Genomic DNA, 17,792 nt, shown 5'->3' on the forward strand with positions numbered 1-17,792 from the left:
AAAGACTAAGATTATTAAAGACCTCAAGCACATAGGAGATTAGACATGAGAAAAAAATGTTCCTTATTCTTAATGAGTATCGTCATATTATTGGCTGGATGTGACTATTCTCATAAAGAAGATCAACATGGGTTCTTTTATACGATATTTGTTAAGCCAATGGATATGTTACTTCACTTCTTAGGTCGTACATTCCATGAAAATTATGGATTAGCTATTATTATGATTGTGCTTCTCATCCGACTTGTATTAATGCCGTTGATGTTTATCCAAGTAAAGAATATCCACATGATGCGTGGAAAAACGCAAGTCGTTAAACCTGAAATTGAGAAACTACAAGATAAACTTAAGAACGCGGAAACACAAGAAGAACGTACTGCGGCAAATAAGCTATTGATGAAAAAGTACAACGACTATGGTATTAATCCATTCAAAAGCCTTATTGGCACATTACCAATATTAATTCAAATCCCAATCTTATTAGGTTTATACGCATGTATTAAATATCCAACAAGTGGCGGGATTATCGAGCACCCTCACTTTTTATGGTTTAACTTAATGCATACGGATTTAATTATGACCTTTATTGCGGCCTTACTTTATTTCATTCAACCGCTAGTCAATGCCATGCATTATCCAAAGGAAGAACGTCGCACTTATTATGTCATGATGGTGCTATCACCATTATTTATTATATATGCGTCACTACAATCCGCTTCTGCACTAAGTTTATATTGGGCAGTCAGTGCAACATTTTTAATTATTCAAATGCATTTTGCACATAGCCATTATGCAAAAGTGGGTAAAGCAGCAGGTGAACAACTTAAACGACAAATTGAGCAACAACGTCAAAATAAGACTAACGATGATAAGGCTTAAAGTAATAAAAACATTCTATCAATACAACAAGGGAGTGGGACAGAATTCTTTTTAAATTCGTTGTCCCACCCCCGCAAGGGTGACTAGAACTGAGAAAAGCTTGAATTAAGCGCCTTCTCAGTTCAGTCAGCTACTGCGAATTTGCAAAATAGCTTCATTATATTATTTTTGTCCCACTCCCTTCTTTTACTCATCATTTATTTTAATGGGTGCATGCCATCTTTCCACGTATTATAGATTAATGTACCACCTTGTGCTTTAAACTTGTCATTTTTAATACCACGTTCAAATGGTTGTGCTGGTTGGATAGTGACTTTAGGATCAACGCCAACTTCTTTCGCATACCATTCTGCAAATTCTGATCCTTTTACTGGTGCGTCATCTGCCACATTATAAATACCATTATCAAAATTCATCGCCTGAATAGATACTTCAACAGCATCATCTAAATGAATAAATGATGTAACACCATCTGATAATGTTACTTCACCGTTTTTAAATTGGTTATAAATCATACCGTCTTTACCGTACCATGTCCCTGGTCCGTATAACCATCCAAAGCGAAGTACAACATAGTGATCCATACGTGCCGTTTCTTTTTCTAGTCCAACCACACCGTCTACTGTAATTTTTCTATCTCCATCTGAATGATTATCTAGTGGTGTTTCTTCAGTCGCAAGACCTTCACCAGGTTCATACATAAAGCCGATACTTTGTGCCACCACTTTTTTGACATCATACTTCAACGCAGCGTCTGTTAGATTTTTACCACCTTCTACACGTACTTTCGTGTTTGCGGCCATGTCGACATTTTTTAAATCTGTAATTTGATTAATAATAATATCCGGTCGGAAGTCACCCACTGCTGCATCAATGGTATCTGCTTTTAAGATATCGCCAATATACGCTTCGGCACCTAATCCTTCTAATTTCGCTTTCCCCTTCTCAGATGTTGTAAATCCAGCTACTTCATAGCCTTCTTCAATCAAACGTTGTGTTAAACGTGTTCCAATTAATCCTGTGGCACCTGTAATAAATATTTTAGTCATTTTTATACGCACCTTTCTATTTCTCTTTTTTAAAAAATGAATAACTTAATGTTACTACTTACTTGAATCTCTAATCATATCGATTGTATTCATCCATACGATATGACCAAACAGCTCTGAAAGTCGTTCCTCATATGGTAAATCTTTAACCTGTGGCGTCAATGACAATTTAGGCAAAAGATATTCATGAAATGCAATATGAATCGCAATGCCAAATAACGAACCTTTTAAAGCTGTAATAGTTGGGAATCGTTCAGCTAATAAGCCATATGCAAACGCGTTTGCTACAGAGAAGCCATAATGAATCCCCATAACTGTTACTGGAATATCGTTGCCGTTATAATGATATGTTGCGTTCTTTATTGAGTCTGGTAATCCTAGCTGATTCAATAATGTCATTGGTGGCGTTTCTTGCTCACGTTCTGGTGTTCTAGGTGGGACAAGCGCTTCCCAACCAATCTTAACTGCACCACTGAGTAATCCACCTACAATCGTTGTAACGATAATACGTTGCGTTGAACGATTCATTCTAATAACAGCTCCTTCACATTCACTTAATCTTCTTCTACCCGTTTACGACTATTTTATAATCATTCATGTTTCAATAAGGGTTAAGCGTATCACTTTTTATGACAAAGATATAATGATTCGATTTAAAAAAGCGAGGTGGAGCTTAGGATAAAATGCTTTCAATTTGTCGTCCTACGCTCGTAGTCTCGCTTCAAAATATATCCATATTAAAATAACCTCATAACGTCGCCTTAATTGTTGATCTATCCATTATCAAACGTATATAACAGCACATTATTCGGCATGTCGTTGTTGCTCTTTCGCATGGACCATATTGGCTACAAATTGGTTAACTGGGGCATCAATATGATGTTCTTTACCTAGTTGAGCTACCGCGCCATTAATATAATCAATTTCTGTTAGACGATTATTATTAATCAAGTCTTGATACATAGATGGATAATGAGGACCTACTTTCTCATTTAAATCGATAAGATAATGGTAAACTTCATCACCGTTTAAATGCACACCATCTACCGTTGCCACTTGTACAATTTCTTGCGTTATTTTATAAATAAGTTGTTTCGCATAATCACTCTCATTTAAATTAGATAAGCGACACTCTAAAATTGTACAAAGCGCATTCGCAGTTCCATTGACACAAATCTTCTTCCAAATAGATTGTTGTAAATGCTCACTTTTATGTGGGTTAAGACCTGATTGTGATAAGAGGTCATATACCACGTCAACATTAGCTTGACCTTCAGGTACGAGTGCACCGATTTCAACTGGCCCTGCACCCATTAAATGTGTATGTCCTGGAGATTCTAGTCCGGCAGTCCATGTCGTAACACCACGTACGATACGCGCTTCATTCACATATTGCTTAATTAAACGTTCGTGCTTCAAACCATTCATCGTACAAACCATAATCGTCTTGTCATGAATGTGTGCTTTAATGTGCGTCAACATATCTTGCAACTGCATCGCTTTAGTGAATAAAAAGATAACATCAAATTGTGCATCCTGTGGAATAGCATTATGTGGATACATCGTCATTTTAAGATGATGTGCTTCACCATTAATATCTATATGTAACCCATCTTGTTTGACTGCTGTCGCTTGTGGCTCCCATCCATCGATTAATGTTACATCATACCCTTGGCGATATAACATCGCACCAAATCCGCTTCCTAATGCACCAGAACCTGCAATTGCTATTTTCATAAGTCATGACTCCTTTTTCTAATGATGTTTTTAAAATACTACTTTAGTGATTAAGCGTCAATATCATAAACACAATATTCATAATTTTTAGATAATTAACCGTAAATCACATTTTATTTATAAAATGATGGGAGTGGGACAGAATTCTTTTAAATTCGTCGTCCCACCCCCGCAAGGATGACTAGAACTGAGAAAAGCTTGATTTAAGCGTCTTCTCAGTTCAGTCAGCTACTGTGAATTTGCTAAATAGCATTATTATATTATTTATGTCCCAGACTCATCTTAATGAAGTATAAACGCTTTAATATATTGATAAAACGAACTGTCACGATTAATTTGTACTAAGTTTCTTCGGTACTAATATCAAGATAACTATAAATGCAGTTAAGGCAATACCGGCATTAAATAACACACCAGCGGCGCCACCTAATTGTAAATTCATGAATGATGCGCCAAATCCAAAGATAGTACTAGACATCGCAACACCAAACGCGTTACCTAAAGATGATGCCATTTTATATAATCCCGATGCCACCCCTACTTTGTCGTCAGGTGCTTCCGCAACTGCAGTATCTGTAGAAGGTGTCGCATAAGTACCTAAACCAATACCAAATAATAAGTAACCTATAATACTTGAAATAATATAAGCAATATCTGGTAAGAATGTTAATGATAATAATAATAGTCCTAAGAATGAGAAACCACTACCTACTAATAATGGCTTTTTAGCACCTAGTTTTTGTAATAATTTCTCACCGACACGAATCATGATAAGCACGGCTACAAGGTACGTGATTGAGATTAATCCTGCTTGTAATGAACTAAAGCCTAATTGACTTTGATAATACGTATTAACAACAATAAGTGTACCACCAGCAACACCATTTAACATGAAGTTTGATAATGTCGCACCACTATAGCCTTTATTTTTGAAAATATGAAAATCAACAAGTGGATTTTCCGTTTTCAATTCTCTTATGATAAATAGAATACCTGCAACGATAAATACAACGCCAAGTGATAAAATCATTGGTGAGAACAATCCACGATCTGCAGCTTGCGTAACCATTACGTTAACACTTAATAGTGTGATAACTAATAATATTAAACCAGTCACGTCAAATTTAGCTTTAGTTTCGTTTTCACTAGGTTCAACTTTAGTCTCGGGTGTATGTTTAATTAAGAAAAAGGCTAAAATTGAAAGTGCAATTGAAACAATAAAAATCCACTGCCAACCAATGGTTGAGGCCATAAAACCACCAAATAATGAACAAATACCACTACCGCCCCAAGAACCTATAGACCAGTAACTTACAGCGCGTTGTCTTTCTTTTCCTATGTAATATTCATTAATAATCGCAAGTGTTGACGGCATAATTAAAGCACCAGATAAACCTTGTAACGCACGACCTACTAATAGTAACCATGCGACAGGTGCAATGATTAAACACAATGATCCAATAACATTTAATGCTAAGCCAATGTATGTCATTTTCACTCGACCTAATTTGTCTGCAATATCCCCTGCACCTACGATAAATAATCCAGAGAATAATGCTGTTAAACTAATGGCAATATTAATCGTACCCATGTCTGTATTAAATGATGATTGCAACGTTGGTACAACGTTAACTAATGATTGTGCAAATAACCAGAACGTAAGTACACCAATGATAATACCAATTAGTAATTTATTATCTCCCCTAAATTGTTTTGAAGACTCCATCTCGAAAAATTCCTCCTAAATTACCCTAAAACTAATCTACTCAAGTAGATTTACCTCATCGTAAATCATTTCTTTGAGTGTCATATATTTTATGTAGCACTATTTAATAAGTTCCCTATTTCTATAATTTATTAACATGCGTATCCTACCTTACATCATCTGACGTTCGCTTATGAAAGATACAACACTCACTTAAGAAATTAGTTTATATTGAAAACCTTATCATAATTAAGAAGAAATGACTTAATAAAATACTCTAATTTTTTCAATAATTATTTTTCACAACATACTCAAAAGCGCAATAAGCCAATTATTAGATACCTATAAATTATAACTTTTAATTTTAAACTATTAAGTTAAAATTATCCATATTATAATTAAAGAAAGAACAAGTATTTTAACTGAAACTACAATGAATAGGTGCTTACAATGTTTAATTTATTTATATTATTGCTTGAACGTGTAGGGTTAATTATTATTATTGCTTATATATTAATGAATATTAATCACTTTAAAACGATGATGGGCGAACGCGACAAATTACGTTCTCAATGGCAATTGACTATATTATTCGTCCTATTTGCTATCACTTCAAATTTCACTGGCATTGAAATTGAAAATGGACATATTGTATCTAGTAATATTTATTACCACCTTAACGACGATGCTTCTATGGCAAATACGCGTGTATTAACAATTGGGATGTCAGGTTTAATTGGTGGTCCTTTCGTAGCAATTATTGTCGGTATTGTATCAGGGCTATTTCGCCTTTATATCGGTGGTGCAAATGCGTATACCTACCTTATTTCATCTATAATTATCGCACTCATATCGGGATTTTATGGTTACCGTACGATGCGTCGTTATACTTATCCAACTGTCTTAATGGGTGCATTAATTGGCGCATTAAACGAAGCCATTCAAATGGCATGTATTCTGATTTTTGCCAATGATACAACTGCTGCATGGTCGCTTGTTCAATTTATTGCATTACCTATGATTTTGATTAACAGTATTGGGACAGCTATCTTCTTATCCATTATCCTTTCAACATTGAAACAAGAAGAGCAAACACGTGCGATTCAAACCCATGATGTCTTTGAAATAGCCAATAAAACTTTACCTTATTTCAGATCCGGTTTAACGGCACAGTCTGCACGTCCAGTTGCTGAAATTATTTTAAAGTTAATGAATGTATCGGCAGTCGCCATCACAAATAGAAAGGATATTTTAACACATGTTGGTGTCGCCAGTGACCATCACGTTGCTAAAAAGGCCATTATTACCGATTTATCTAAGGAAGTGATTCAAACGGGGCAATTAAAAGAAGCCCATTCCAAAGAAGAAATCGGATGCCATAATCCGAATTGTGCTTTAGAATCTGCGATCGTTATCCCTTTAATGACCAACCAAGAAGTCGTTGGAACATTAAAATTTTATTTCACTAATGAATATGACAACACGACATCAACGAAACAACTGGCACGTGGTTTAGCTGACATCTTTTCAAGTCAATTAGAATTGGGACAAGCGGAAATGCAGAGTAAGCTATTAAAAGATGCTGAAATCAAGTCGCTACAAGCACAAGTTAATCCCCATTTCTTCTTTAATGCGATTAATACGATTTCAGCACTCGTACGTATTGATAGTGAAAAGGCTAGAAAGTTATTATTACAATTGAGTCAATTCTTTAGATCCAATCTACAAGGCGCTCGTAATAACACCATTACATTAGATAAAGAGTTACAACAAGTAGAGGCCTATTTAGCATTAGAACAAGCTCGATTCCCTGATCGCTTTACGATTAAATATCACATTGATGCCGCTTGTCATCATGTGCTCATCCCACCTTTCATTATTCAAATCTTGGTTGAAAATGCGATTAAGCATGCCTTTAAACATCGTCGAAAAGATAACATCATTGATGTGCATGCACACTATGATGACGACGTATTAACATTAATGGTTCGTGATAATGGAAATGGAATTGAGGATCATAAGTTACCATTAATCGGACAAATGAGTGTTGACTCAGAGACAGGAACAGGGAGTGCCTTAGAAAATTTAAACAGACGTTTAATTGGATTGTACGGTACAACATCAGGATTACAGTTTGATTCAACCGAACTAGGAACGACGGTAAGTTGCCATATACCAACACATGTTATAAAGGAGGATATTTAAGTGAAGACGTTAATTGTTGATGATGAACCATTAGCTCGCAATGAGCTTCATTATTTACTCAATGAAATCTCAGGATTTAACGCTATTGATGAGGCAGAAAATATTGAAGAAACATTAGAAAAACTTTTATCTGAAACCTATGATTTAGTCTTTTTAGATATTAATCTTATGGATGAAAGTGGTATTGATTTAGCACAAAAAATCAAAAAAATGAAACAACCCCCACACATTATTTTCGCAACAGCACATGACACATTCGCAGTTAAAGCCTTTGAACTCGATGCAATAGATTATATCCTTAAACCGTTTGAACTCAAGCGTATCGAACAAGCAGTAAATAAAGTTAAGCAGGCGACGTCCAATAAGCAAGGATTTAGTCAAACAACGATTGAATCTCCAACGCCATCGTTGCAAACGGATGACAGTCATCATGGTGATCAGACGGTATTACCCATCGAAATGAACGAACGCATCTACGTGATTCGAATCGATGACATCACAGCCGTTTCTGTCAACAATGGTATCACAACCATTAATACAACACAGCGCACATATCAAACAACTGAACCACTAAATTACTATGAAAAGAAATTACCAAGTCATCTATTTATTAAAATTCATCGTGCCACTATCATTAATAAAATGCATATTGATAGCGTTGAGCATTGGTTCAATTATACTTATCAAGTCACTATGTCATCAGGCGATAAATTTCAAGTCAGTCGTTCATTTATGAAGACCTTTAAACATGAAATTGGACTTGCCTAATATAAATTTAAAATATTCATTATTAAACATATTCATAGCATTAGTATTTAATCTGATGAAGTCAAGATGACGTTCTAGGTCTTACTTCATCCATGGTTAAATACTTTTTTATTGTTTGAATCACATACATTTATCGTTGATGCATTCTTTTGATTTTCAAGTTGAATATGATGCAACTCACATACGAATTTTTGCAAGTCACTGCCAAAAGACACAAAAGTAAACGTTTTCATAATATCCTTTTTGTAAGGGAAAGAGAAAGGGAGCGTTAAAATATGGCAAATGAACAATCACAAAGTAATGCACGCAAAAGTAATCATAAGTTGACGAAAACGTATAATTTCTTTCAGCAAGCATTAACCATTGCTATCGTATTATTTATTTCGAAAATCATTGAAAGTTTCATACCATTTCCAATGCCAGCATCAGTTATAGGACTTGTTTTACTATTCATCCTATTATGCACTGGTATTGTTAAACTAGGCCAAGTTGAAGATGTGGGTACAGCATTAACGAATAGCATTAGCTTCCTATTCGTGCCGGCTGGAATTTCTGTTATCAATTCTTTACCAATACTAAGCCAACATCCAATTTTAATATTATTATTAATCATTATTTCAACATTATTATTACTAATATGTATCGGATTTGTTTCACAATTATTCGTAACAAAAACATTATTCCCATCTAAAGAACAAAACGAACAAACTAAACTTGGGGAGGGTAACTAATGGTAGAGCATTTAGGTATAACAACACCTTATTTTGGTATCTTAGTTTCATTAATACCATTTGTTATTGCACAATATTTTTATAAAAAAACGAATGGTTTCTTCTTATTAGCACCGCTATTCGTAGCTATGGTTGCGGGAATTGTATTCTTAAAAGTAACAGGCATTAGCTATGAACATTATAAAATTGGTGGGGATATTATTAACTTCTTCTTAGAACCAGCAACCATTAGTTTTGCTATCCCTTTATATAAAAAACGTGATGTCCTCAAAAAATATTGGTTACAAATTTTTGGTGGGATCGCAATTGGTACGTTAATCGCATTAATTTTAATATACTTAGTAGCTACTGTATTCCGTTTAGGAGATCAAATCAGTGCTTCAATGTTACCTCAGGCTGCTACAACAGCCATTGCCCTTCCAGTATCTGAAGGTATTGGTGGTGTCAAAGAGCTAACATCATTAGCAGTCATCCTTAATGCCGTTGTCATTTCTGCATTAGGTACTAAAATTGTTAAGTGGTTTAAAATATCAAATCCAATCGCACGTGGCTTAGCACTTGGTACAAGTGGTCACACATTGGGTGTAGCTGCAGCTAAAGAACTTGGTGAAACTGAAGAATCTATGGGCAGTATTGCCGTAGTTATCGTTGGTGTCATTATCGTTGTCATCGTTCCACCATTAGCGTCAATCTTATTCTAGATATAAAGAAAGCCTGGGACAAAAATCGATGTCTCAGGCTTTCTTTATATATTGGCAGTAGTTGACTGAATTAAAAATGCACTTTTAACAAGCTTTTTTAATTCTAGTCAACCTTGCCGGGGTGGTACAACGAAATAAATTTTGAAAAATTTTATTTCTGTTCCACTCCCTTTTCTGTTTATTCCAAACTGCTATGGCCAAATCGTTCATTTCGTGTTCACACACTTACGTCAATACTTCTAATGATTGAAATCAAAGTATTACTGTATGTGGTTAGCATCATTAATTGATACTTTGTACTTGATTCTCGCGTTTTTTATTTTTATTCGTTGGATCAAGTTTCTTTTCTAAGAAACGTAATCCTAAATCGATAATAATCGCGATGAATGCTATTGGAATGGCGCCTGCAAGGATATATACAGTACCGTCAGTAGAGTTCGTACCACGTATGATGATATCTCCTAATGTTGATGCCCCAATAAATGAGCCAATGGCCACAATACCTATCGCTACAACTAGCGCAATACGAATACCGCCGATAATAACGGATAAGGACAATGGCAACTCAATCATGCGCATAACCTGATTTTTAGTCATACCCATGCCTTTACCTGCATCTTTAATATTGTAGTCCACTTCAGTGATACCTGTGTACGTATTCTTAATAATCGGAAGTAACGCATATAAGAATACTGCAAACACTACAGTGTTAGGTCCTAATCCAAGCGCCAACATGAGTATTGCTAACATTGCAATTGCTGGTACGGTTTGAATAATATTCGCAATAGTAATGATAGGCCATGACAATTTCGTATATCTTGAAATTAAAATCCCTATCGGAATACCAATAATACAAGCAAATAAAACACCATAAATAGACATTAATAAATGCTTGAAAAAGAGTTCCATGAGATAGCCAAAGTTCAAGGTATAGTATTCATAAAGCGAGCTTAACAAGTTACCTTTCATTATTTTTGACCACCTTTCTTACTATCATCTTCAAAATAGTTATGTTTTTTCACATATTCTTCTGCAATAACGGCTGGTTCTTTCCCTTTGCCATCCGCTTCATAATTTAGTTTTTGCATTTCTTTCGTACTAATTTGTCCCTGTAATTTTTTCAATGCTTCATCAATTTCAGGATGATCTTTAATTAATTTTTCAGTTGCCAATGGACTTCCATCATAAGGTGGGAAGAATTTACGATCGTCTTTTAAAATTTTTAAATCATACGCCGCAATACGTCCATCTGTTGAATAACCAACTGCCACGTCTAATTTTTTATTTTTTAATGCATCGTACACTAAACCAATTTGCATTGGACGCGCACTCGCAAATTTGAATCCATATTCTTTTTGGAAAGCTGGGTAGCCATCACCTGCACGGTTCATCCATTGTGTATCCATACCTAGACGTAAGTCATCTTTATATTTTTCTAAGTCAGATACTTTTTCTAAATTGTATTTCTCAGCAACGTCTTTGGTCACCATAAATGCATACGTATTTTCAAATCCAAATGAGTCATAATATTTTTGATTGTATTTTTCTTTAAATAATCTTTGTGACTCTGACATTGCTTTTTTCGTATCTTTGGTTGGTGGTGCATCCAGTACACTTGTTAATTCAGTCCCTGTATATCGAACTGAAGACATATTCACATCTCCGCGTTGTAACGCATTATGTTGAATAATACTTGATCCTAAATTACCAACAATTGTAGGTTTAATTTTGCCGTTTGTATAATGTTCTATCATTAACTTTTCAATGTTTGCCATAATTTTCGTTTCACTTGTTTCTGTGGCAGTAATTTTCACACTATCTTTCCCGTCACCATCGCCTAATCCTGGTAAGCTACATCCAGATAATACGATGAGAGACATTGCAAGAAGTATGAAAGTCAATTTAAGCTTTTTCATAATTTTAAAATCCTCCCTTTGTATTTATCTAGATACTTTTAACCCTTTAGGCACGGCCCACTTTTCAATTAAAGAAAGTATGAAATCTACAAGTAATGCGAGACATGTTACTAGAATAGCAGCACTTATAATCATTGGCGGTTGATATAAATTCAAGCCGTTAAAGACTAAATCACCTAGTCCACCTGCACCAACATAACTTGCTAATGTTGCCCAACTAATAACGTAAACACTAGATAAACGTATCCCACTAATGATAAGTGGTAAGGCTAAAGGTAATTCAACATCTTTCATTAACTGTATCTTCGTCATACCCATACTTGTTCCAGCTTGTATGATATTCTTATCAATATTTTGTACACCTAGAACAGTGTTATTTAAAATGGGTAATAATACATAAATGAATAATGCGACAATCGCTGGCGTCTTACCTACACCAAAGATTGGAATCATAATGGCTAATACGGCTAACGTCGGTATCGTTTGAAGCACACCCGCAATCGTTAACACTACATTTGCAGTACGCTTAGTCTTAGATAATAGAATGCCTAGTGGTACCGCAACTACAATCGCAATTAACAGGGCGATGATAGATATGTAGAAGTGTTCAATCGTTTTTGATACGAGTTGGCTTCCATATTCTTGGAAAAATTGGCGCATTAGCGATCAACTCCTGATTGGTCAGAATCCTTCACATCATGTGTGTCTAATCTGACTGTGACATCTTGCTGTTTAGACGTCGCGTCATGAGGTCTTTCTTGAGCTTGTTCTTTTTTATTGATATGACCTAACTCATTTTCACGTTGAACGGCATTCATATGTGTATCAGATAAAATCATCTCATCATCTTGTTCACCCCAAATAGAGTCATAAACAATGTCAACGAGATTTGCACGTGTAATCAGACCAATGAGTGCATTATCATTATCTACAACCGGTACGTTTCTTACATTTCGTTTAAGTATCGTACGTACAGAGTCTTGTAATTTAGAATCAATATGTACTTTATAAACATCACGCTGCATCGTATCGATTAATTCTTTACGTTGGCGTAAGCCTTGATTAATATCTTCAATATCTAAAAATCCGAGTAAATGTTGATGGTTATTTACAACAAAAATCGTATCTACACGTCTCTGTCTCATAATATTGACCGCATCATTCAATGTGTCATTTGCGTTAACAGTGACTGGTTTAATCATTGCATCTTCAACAGTTCTCATATTTGGACGATCTTGAATTAATCTATTTTGACCAATAAATTCTTTTACGAAATCATTCGCTGGATTTCTTAGAATATTATCTGGTGTATCATACTGCACAACTTTCCCCTTAGACATAATACAAATTCGGTCTGCAAGTTTAATTGCTTCGTCCATATCATGTGTAACGAAGATAAATGTTTTGCCTAACTTTTTCTGAAGGTCTTTAACTAAATCTTGTAACGTATCTCTCGTAATCGGATCTAATGCACCAAAAGGCTCGTCCATTAAAATAATATCTTGTTCAGCGGCTAATGCACGCACAACACCAATACGTTGTTGTTGACCACCTGATAACTCAGATGGATAGCGATCTAAATAATCTTCAGGTAAATCTACAAGTTTAATTAACTCTTTCGCTTTAGCATCTTTCTTTTCTTTAGACCATTTAAGCAACTTTGGTACTAACACGATGTTTTCTCGTATAGTCATATGTGGCATCAATCCAATTTGTTGAATTACATACCCAATGCTACGGCGTAATTCAACTGGATTCATATTTCGAACATTCTTGCCATTCATTTCAATTGTCCCATCAGTAGCTTCAATCATTCTATTGATCATTCGTAAAGCAGTCGTTTTCCCACTACCACTTGTCCCAATAAACGCAATAAATTCACCTGATTCAATATCTAATGAAATATTATCTACAGCTTTTTTATTGCCAGCATAAATCTTTGTTAAGTTCTTAATACTTAGCGTCATTAGATTGCTCCTCCCTATTGTTGCAAGATAAAAAAGCTCAAAATACAAAAGGCCAGTAGTCCCATTGTTAAACAAATACGTAATAAGTTAAACAAGAGCCACACGGCCTTTGCTTCATAAAATTTTATTAAATTCAATTGGAATATCATTCGAGCGTTTTCCATCTTTAATTTTTATATACCCTATATAATTTTTTGAAACATTTTTTATATAAAATGATTAAAAATGTTCACAATTGCAATTTTTTAAGTTTTATTCCAGCATGATTGTGATAAAAAATATTTAAAAATAAAGTTGCCTACAATAAAATTCATCAAATTGTCATATTTATTCAAATAAATCATTTAAAGCTGGATTCAAAATTGCATTCTAATATCAATAGTATTAGTCTATAGGTGTAATAAGTATTTATTGAAGGGATGTTGTAATAATGAAAGCAGCAGTATGGTATGGTCAAAAAGATGTTCGCGTGGAAGATCGTGAACCTAAGCAATTAAAAGACAACGAAGTAAAAGTAAAAGTATCATGGGCCGGCATTTGCGGAACTGATTTACATGAATACTTAGAAGGACCAGTCTTCATCTCTACAGATAAACCTGATCCACTACTTGGACAAAAAGCACCTGTTACTTTAGGACATGAATTCTCAGGCGTTGTTGAAGAAGTTGGTAAAGACGTTACAAAATATAAAAAAGGCGATCGCGTCGTTGTTAACCCAACTGTATCTAAACATGAGAAAGATGAAAGCGTTGATTTATATGATGGCTATTCATTTATCGGTTTAGGTTCTGACGGTGGCTTTGCTGAATTTACAAATGCACCAGAAGAGAATGTCTATGCATTACCTGAAAGCGTATCAGATAAAGAAGGTGCATTAGTTGAACCAACAGCCGTTGCGGTTCAAGCAGTTAAAGAAGGTAAATTATTATTTGGAGATACAGTTGCAGTATTTGGTGCTGGCCCAATTGGTTTATTAACAATTGTTGCGGCTAAAGCAGCTGGAGCAAGTAAAATCTTTGTATTTGATTTATCTGAAGAACGCCTAGCTAAAGCGAAAGAAGTCGGTGCGACTCACGTAGTCAATTCTGGTAACACAAATCCTGTAGACTTTATTAATGAACATACTGACAACGGTGTAGATGTAACATTTGAAGTTGCTGGTGTTGGTGTAACATTATCTCAATCAATTCAAGTAACACGTCCAAGAGGTACTGTTGTTATCGTATCTATCTTTGCACATGCAGTTGATTTCGACCCAATGTTATTAACTAACTCAGGTGTTCAATTGACATCTACAATTGCTTACTCACCTACTACATTCCAACAAACAATTGATTTAATTGCGAACGGAAGCTTAGACGTTAAGAGCGTCGTAACAGATGAAATCGAATTAGAACATATTGTTCAATCTGGATTCGAACAATTAGTAAATGATAAATCACAAGCTAAAATTTTAGTTAAATTAAATGGCTAATTGAAGAGAAATCGGGACAAAAGTGTTTAGGATTTGAGCAGAACCGAACGACGAGTAAAATTTTTTCAAATTTTGTCGAATCGTGAGTGGCTCTGCCGATAATCCTACTTTTAAGACGTCGTTTGACGGTCGTCTTAAAACACATTATGTCCCGATCTTTTTTTATTCTCTTTTTATTTATCGTACATGCCTTTACCTTCAAGAATATGGTCGATATACTTTTCAACTCTATTTTGTCTTGTTTGGCTACGTTTCGCTTGTGAAATGTGATACATGTACTGGTGTTGTCTGCCAGGCGTTAATTGATAAAATGCCTTTTCTAATTTTGGATCATCATTAAATGCTTGTTGTAATTCTTCAGGCATGTCATAGTCTTCTGTCTTCTTCATTTCAACTTTCTTGCCCGCTTTTTCTGTTTTAATGGCTTCATCAATATAATATAAAATTTCGTCTCGACGCAGTTTAATCTCATCTAATGTTTCAAAACGTAATTGTCTTGCTGCTTGAACACGCTCTGTTTGCTGAATTAACGATTTATATTTATCTTCTAAAATTGCACCTTTATGAAACAATAAGGCTACATAATGCTTAAAACCATGGATCGTAATAACATTTTTATCATTAATTGTATAAGTCGGATGCATCCATTTATATGTTTCTTCTAATTCTGACTCATTAAAGATTAAATTTCTTAAATATTGATAAGCTTCTTGCCACTGACTCTCCTTTTCAAGAAAAGCTAACACCTGTTTATCGGATTGTTTCTTTGACACCTTAGTCACCCCATATCGTTAGTTTGATAACAATACAATCATTATATTATTTAAGTCAACCAATAACTATTTATAACACAATCATTTGTAAATTTACAAAATCATAAATTGACTAATGAAATGATAAGCGTATAATTATAACGTATCATTTTTGATGAATATTAAAATAACATAAAGGAGTATTTATGGGACAAAATAATAACGAAGGTAAAATCAATCTGGTCCAACTTGTTTTGTTAGGATTAGGAAGTTTAATTGGTTCAGGCTGGTTATTTGGTGCATGGGAAGCTTCTTCTGCAGCTGGTCCTGCAGCCATATTATCTTGGATTATCGGGTTTATCGTTATAGGAACGATTTCTTATAACTATATCGAAATAGGAACAATGTTCCCTCAATCTGGTGGTATGAGTAACTATGCTCAATATTCACACGGTTCATTGCTAGGCTTTATTGCCGCTTGGGCAAACTGGGTATCATTAGTTACAATCATTCCTATTGAAGCTGTGTCTGCTGTTCAATATATCAGTTCATGGCCATGGGATTGGGCGAAACCAACTTCTGCATTAATGCATAATGGCTCAATTAGTACAACAGGTTTATTCGCTGTGTACGTCATTATCATTATTTTTTCATTATTAAACTATTGGTCTGTTAAATTATTAACATCATTCACAAGTTTAATTTCGTTCTTCAAATTAGGTGTACCGTTATTAACAATTATTATGTTAATGCTTTCAGGTTTCGACACAAGCAATTACGGTTCTTCTATAGGCGAATTTATGCCGTATGGTAGTGCACCTATCTTTGCGGCAACAACAACATCAGGGATTATCTTCTCATTTAATGCATTCCAAACCATCATTAATATGGGATCAGAAATTAAGAACCCTGAAAAGAATATTGCACGTGGTATTGCCATTTCTTTAACATTAAGTGCCATTTTGTACATCATACTACAAAGCACATTTATTACATCAATGCCACAATCAATGATTAGCGAACACGGTTGGAGTGGTATTAACTTCAATTCACCATTCGCAGATATGGCAATCCTATTAGGCATTAACTGGTTAGCTATCTTGCTATACATCGAAGCGGTTGTGTCACCATTCGGAACTGGCGTATCATTCGTTGCGATTACTGGTCGTGTATTAAACGCGATGGAACGTAATGGTCATATTCCTAAATTCTTAGGTAAAATTAACACAACGTATAATATTCCACGACTAGCTATCGTATTTAATGCCATCATCAGTATGGTCATGGTTACATTATTCCGTGATTGGGGCGTACTTGCTGCCGTTATTTCAACAGCAACATTAGTCGCTTACTTAACAGGTCCAACAACCGTCATGTCATTACGTGAAATGGGACCTAAATTGCATCGTCCATTCCGAGGCGCTATGTTAAAAGTGATGGCACCATTATCCTTTGTACTTGCGTCATTAGCAATTTATTGGGCAATGTGGCCAACAACTGCCGAAGTTATTTTCATCATTATTTTAGGATTACCAATTTATTTCTTCTATGAATATAAAATGAATTGGAAAAACACTAAAAAGCAAATCGGCGGTAGTATGTGGATTATCGTATACTTAATCCTATTGGCTTGTATGTCATTTATCGGTAGTAAAGAGTTTAAAGGTATGAACTTTATTCATTATCCTTATGATTTCTTAGTTATTATCGTGTTAGCACTTGTCTTTTATAGAATTGGTATTACAAGCCACTTCAAGAGTGTTTATTATAAACGCGCTAAGAAAATCAATAAACAAATGAAAGAAGATACAATGGAAGCTGAACAACAAGAAGCTGATAGAAAAGAAGCTGAACAACAGAATAATTAATCTGACCATCCTAAGTATGCCTGTGCGCATACTTAGGTTT

General features: G+C 34.8%; 16 protein-coding genes. 7 read left to right on the top strand and 9 right to left on the bottom strand.

Features of this window, described 5'->3' with window-relative positions; genetic code table 11:
* The first annotated feature begins 45 nt into the window (after positions 1-45).
* Positions 46-879: a membrane protein insertase YidC gene (gene yidC / locus AK212_RS01280; RefSeq protein WP_053028731.1), complete on the top strand. Its 834-nt coding sequence runs from the start codon at positions 46-48 to the stop codon at positions 877-879.
* 197 nt (positions 880-1,076) lie between these two features.
* Here the strand turns inward: yidC and AK212_RS01285 are convergent, their stop codons facing one another.
* The 4 genes from AK212_RS01285 to AK212_RS01300 all read right to left on the bottom strand — a co-directional run bounded on the left by AK212_RS01285 (position 1,077) and on the right by AK212_RS01300 (position 5,391).
* Positions 1,077-1,928 carry an NAD-dependent epimerase/dehydratase family protein gene (locus tag AK212_RS01285; protein ID WP_053028732.1) on the bottom strand — a complete coding sequence of 284 codons (852 nt, stop codon included), beginning with the start codon at positions 1,926-1,928 and terminating at the stop codon, positions 1,077-1,079.
* Between the two features lie 54 nt (positions 1,929-1,982).
* A complete protein-coding gene (locus AK212_RS01290; protein ID WP_053028733.1) occupies positions 1,983-2,456 on the bottom strand; it encodes a DUF1440 domain-containing protein in 474 nt (157 codons plus the stop codon).
* 276 nt (positions 2,457-2,732) lie between these two features.
* Positions 2,733-3,665, bottom strand: coding sequence for a 2-dehydropantoate 2-reductase (locus AK212_RS01295; RefSeq protein ID WP_053028734.1), 933 nt, complete (start codon positions 3,663-3,665; stop codon positions 2,733-2,735).
* A gap of 331 nt (positions 3,666-3,996) precedes the next feature.
* Positions 3,997-5,391, bottom strand: a complete 1,395-nt coding sequence (locus tag AK212_RS01300) for an MFS transporter (protein WP_053028735.1) — start codon at positions 5,389-5,391, stop codon at positions 3,997-3,999.
* A gap of 429 nt (positions 5,392-5,820) precedes the next feature.
* Here AK212_RS01300 and AK212_RS01305 point away from each other — a divergent pair, with 429 nt between their 5' ends.
* From AK212_RS01305 to lrgB, 4 genes are all read left to right on the top strand, one after another.
* On the top strand, positions 5,821-7,575 hold the full coding sequence (locus AK212_RS01305) for a sensor histidine kinase (protein WP_053028736.1): 1,755 nt from the start codon (positions 5,821-5,823) through the stop codon (positions 7,573-7,575).
* On the top strand, positions 7,576-8,343 hold the full coding sequence (locus tag AK212_RS01310) for a response regulator transcription factor LytR (protein WP_053028737.1): 768 nt from the start codon (positions 7,576-7,578) through the stop codon (positions 8,341-8,343).
* A 275-nt stretch (positions 8,344-8,618) separates the two neighbouring features.
* On the top strand, positions 8,619-9,074 hold the full coding sequence (gene lrgA, locus AK212_RS01315) for an antiholin-like murein hydrolase modulator LrgA (protein ID WP_053028738.1): 456 nt from the start codon (positions 8,619-8,621) through the stop codon (positions 9,072-9,074).
* Entirely contained in the window at positions 9,074-9,775 is a 702-nt protein-coding gene (gene lrgB, locus AK212_RS01320; RefSeq protein ID WP_053028739.1) for an antiholin-like protein LrgB, read from the top strand. The genes lrgA and lrgB overlap by 1 nt, the downstream gene beginning before the upstream one ends.
* Positions 9,776-10,057: 282 nt before the next feature.
* On the opposite strand, the gene AK212_RS01325 is transcribed toward lrgB, so the two are convergent.
* Genes AK212_RS01325 through AK212_RS01340 form a run of 4 tightly spaced genes read right to left on the bottom strand, consistent with a single transcriptional unit; the run spans position 10,058 to position 13,658 of the window.
* Positions 10,058-10,744, bottom strand: a complete 687-nt coding sequence (locus AK212_RS01325) for an ABC transporter permease (RefSeq protein WP_053028740.1) — start codon at positions 10,742-10,744, stop codon at positions 10,058-10,060.
* A complete protein-coding gene (locus AK212_RS01330; RefSeq protein WP_053028741.1) occupies positions 10,744-11,691 on the bottom strand; it encodes an osmoprotectant ABC transporter substrate-binding protein in 948 nt (315 codons plus the stop codon). Before AK212_RS01330 ends, AK212_RS01325 begins: the two co-directional genes overlap by 1 nt.
* A 24-nt stretch (positions 11,692-11,715) precedes the next feature.
* Positions 11,716-12,351 carry an ABC transporter permease gene (locus AK212_RS01335; protein ID WP_053028742.1) on the bottom strand — a complete coding sequence of 212 codons (636 nt, stop codon included), beginning with the start codon at positions 12,349-12,351 and terminating at the stop codon, positions 11,716-11,718.
* Positions 12,351-13,658 carry a betaine/proline/choline family ABC transporter ATP-binding protein gene (locus AK212_RS01340; protein ID WP_053028743.1) on the bottom strand — a complete coding sequence of 436 codons (1,308 nt, stop codon included), beginning with the start codon at positions 13,656-13,658 and terminating at the stop codon, positions 12,351-12,353. Before AK212_RS01340 ends, AK212_RS01335 begins: the two co-directional genes overlap by 1 nt.
* A 430-nt stretch (positions 13,659-14,088) precedes the next feature.
* On the opposite strand from AK212_RS01340, the gene AK212_RS01345 reads away from it, so the two are divergent.
* Complete coding sequence (locus tag AK212_RS01345) at positions 14,089-15,132, top strand: 2,3-butanediol dehydrogenase (protein ID WP_053028744.1); 1,044 nt, start codon at positions 14,089-14,091, stop codon at positions 15,130-15,132.
* A 173-nt stretch (positions 15,133-15,305) separates the two neighbouring features.
* Here the strand turns inward: AK212_RS01345 and AK212_RS01350 are convergent, their stop codons facing one another.
* Positions 15,306-15,905 carry a YdeI/OmpD-associated family protein gene (locus AK212_RS01350; protein WP_053028745.1) on the bottom strand — a complete coding sequence of 200 codons (600 nt, stop codon included), beginning with the start codon at positions 15,903-15,905 and terminating at the stop codon, positions 15,306-15,308.
* A gap of 185 nt (positions 15,906-16,090) precedes the next feature.
* On the opposite strand from AK212_RS01350, the gene AK212_RS01355 reads away from it, so the two are divergent.
* Positions 16,091-17,752 (top strand): APC family permease, encoded by a 1,662-nt coding sequence (locus AK212_RS01355; RefSeq protein WP_053028746.1) that lies wholly within the window; start codon positions 16,091-16,093, stop codon positions 17,750-17,752.
* The last annotated feature ends 40 nt before the right edge of the window (positions 17,753-17,792 follow it).

The organism is Staphylococcus borealis, assembly GCF_001224225.1.
Lineage (GTDB): Bacteria > Bacillota > Bacilli > Staphylococcales > Staphylococcaceae > Staphylococcus > Staphylococcus borealis.

Coding starts and splice junctions, on each gene's coding strand:
- AK212_RS01285 (WP_053028732.1), bottom strand. CDS start 1,928: ATGACTAAAATATTTATTACAGGTGCCACAGGATTAATTGGAACACGT.
- AK212_RS01290 (WP_053028733.1), bottom strand. CDS start 2,456: ATGAATCGTTCAACGCAACGTATTATCGTTACAACGATTGTAGGTGGA.
- AK212_RS01355 (WP_053028746.1), top strand. CDS start 16,091: ATGGGACAAAATAATAACGAAGGTAAAATCAATCTGGTCCAACTTGTT.
- AK212_RS01340 (WP_053028743.1), bottom strand. CDS start 13,658: ATGACGCTAAGTATTAAGAACTTAACAAAGATTTATGCTGGCAATAAA.
- AK212_RS01345 (WP_053028744.1), top strand. CDS start 14,089: ATGAAAGCAGCAGTATGGTATGGTCAAAAAGATGTTCGCGTGGAAGAT.
- AK212_RS01330 (WP_053028741.1), bottom strand. CDS start 11,691: ATGAAAAAGCTTAAATTGACTTTCATACTTCTTGCAATGTCTCTCATC.
- yidC (WP_053028731.1), top strand. CDS start 46: ATGAGAAAAAAATGTTCCTTATTCTTAATGAGTATCGTCATATTATTG.
- AK212_RS01335 (WP_053028742.1), bottom strand. CDS start 12,351: ATGCGCCAATTTTTCCAAGAATATGGAAGCCAACTCGTATCAAAAACG.
- lrgA (WP_053028738.1), top strand. CDS start 8,619: ATGGCAAATGAACAATCACAAAGTAATGCACGCAAAAGTAATCATAAG.
- AK212_RS01305 (WP_053028736.1), top strand. CDS start 5,821: ATGTTTAATTTATTTATATTATTGCTTGAACGTGTAGGGTTAATTATT.
- AK212_RS01325 (WP_053028740.1), bottom strand. CDS start 10,744: ATGAAAGGTAACTTGTTAAGCTCGCTTTATGAATACTATACCTTGAAC.
- lrgB (WP_053028739.1), top strand. CDS start 9,074: ATGGTAGAGCATTTAGGTATAACAACACCTTATTTTGGTATCTTAGTT.
- AK212_RS01300 (WP_053028735.1), bottom strand. CDS start 5,391: ATGGAGTCTTCAAAACAATTTAGGGGAGATAATAAATTACTAATTGGT.
- AK212_RS01295 (WP_053028734.1), bottom strand. CDS start 3,665: ATGAAAATAGCAATTGCAGGTTCTGGTGCATTAGGAAGCGGATTTGGT.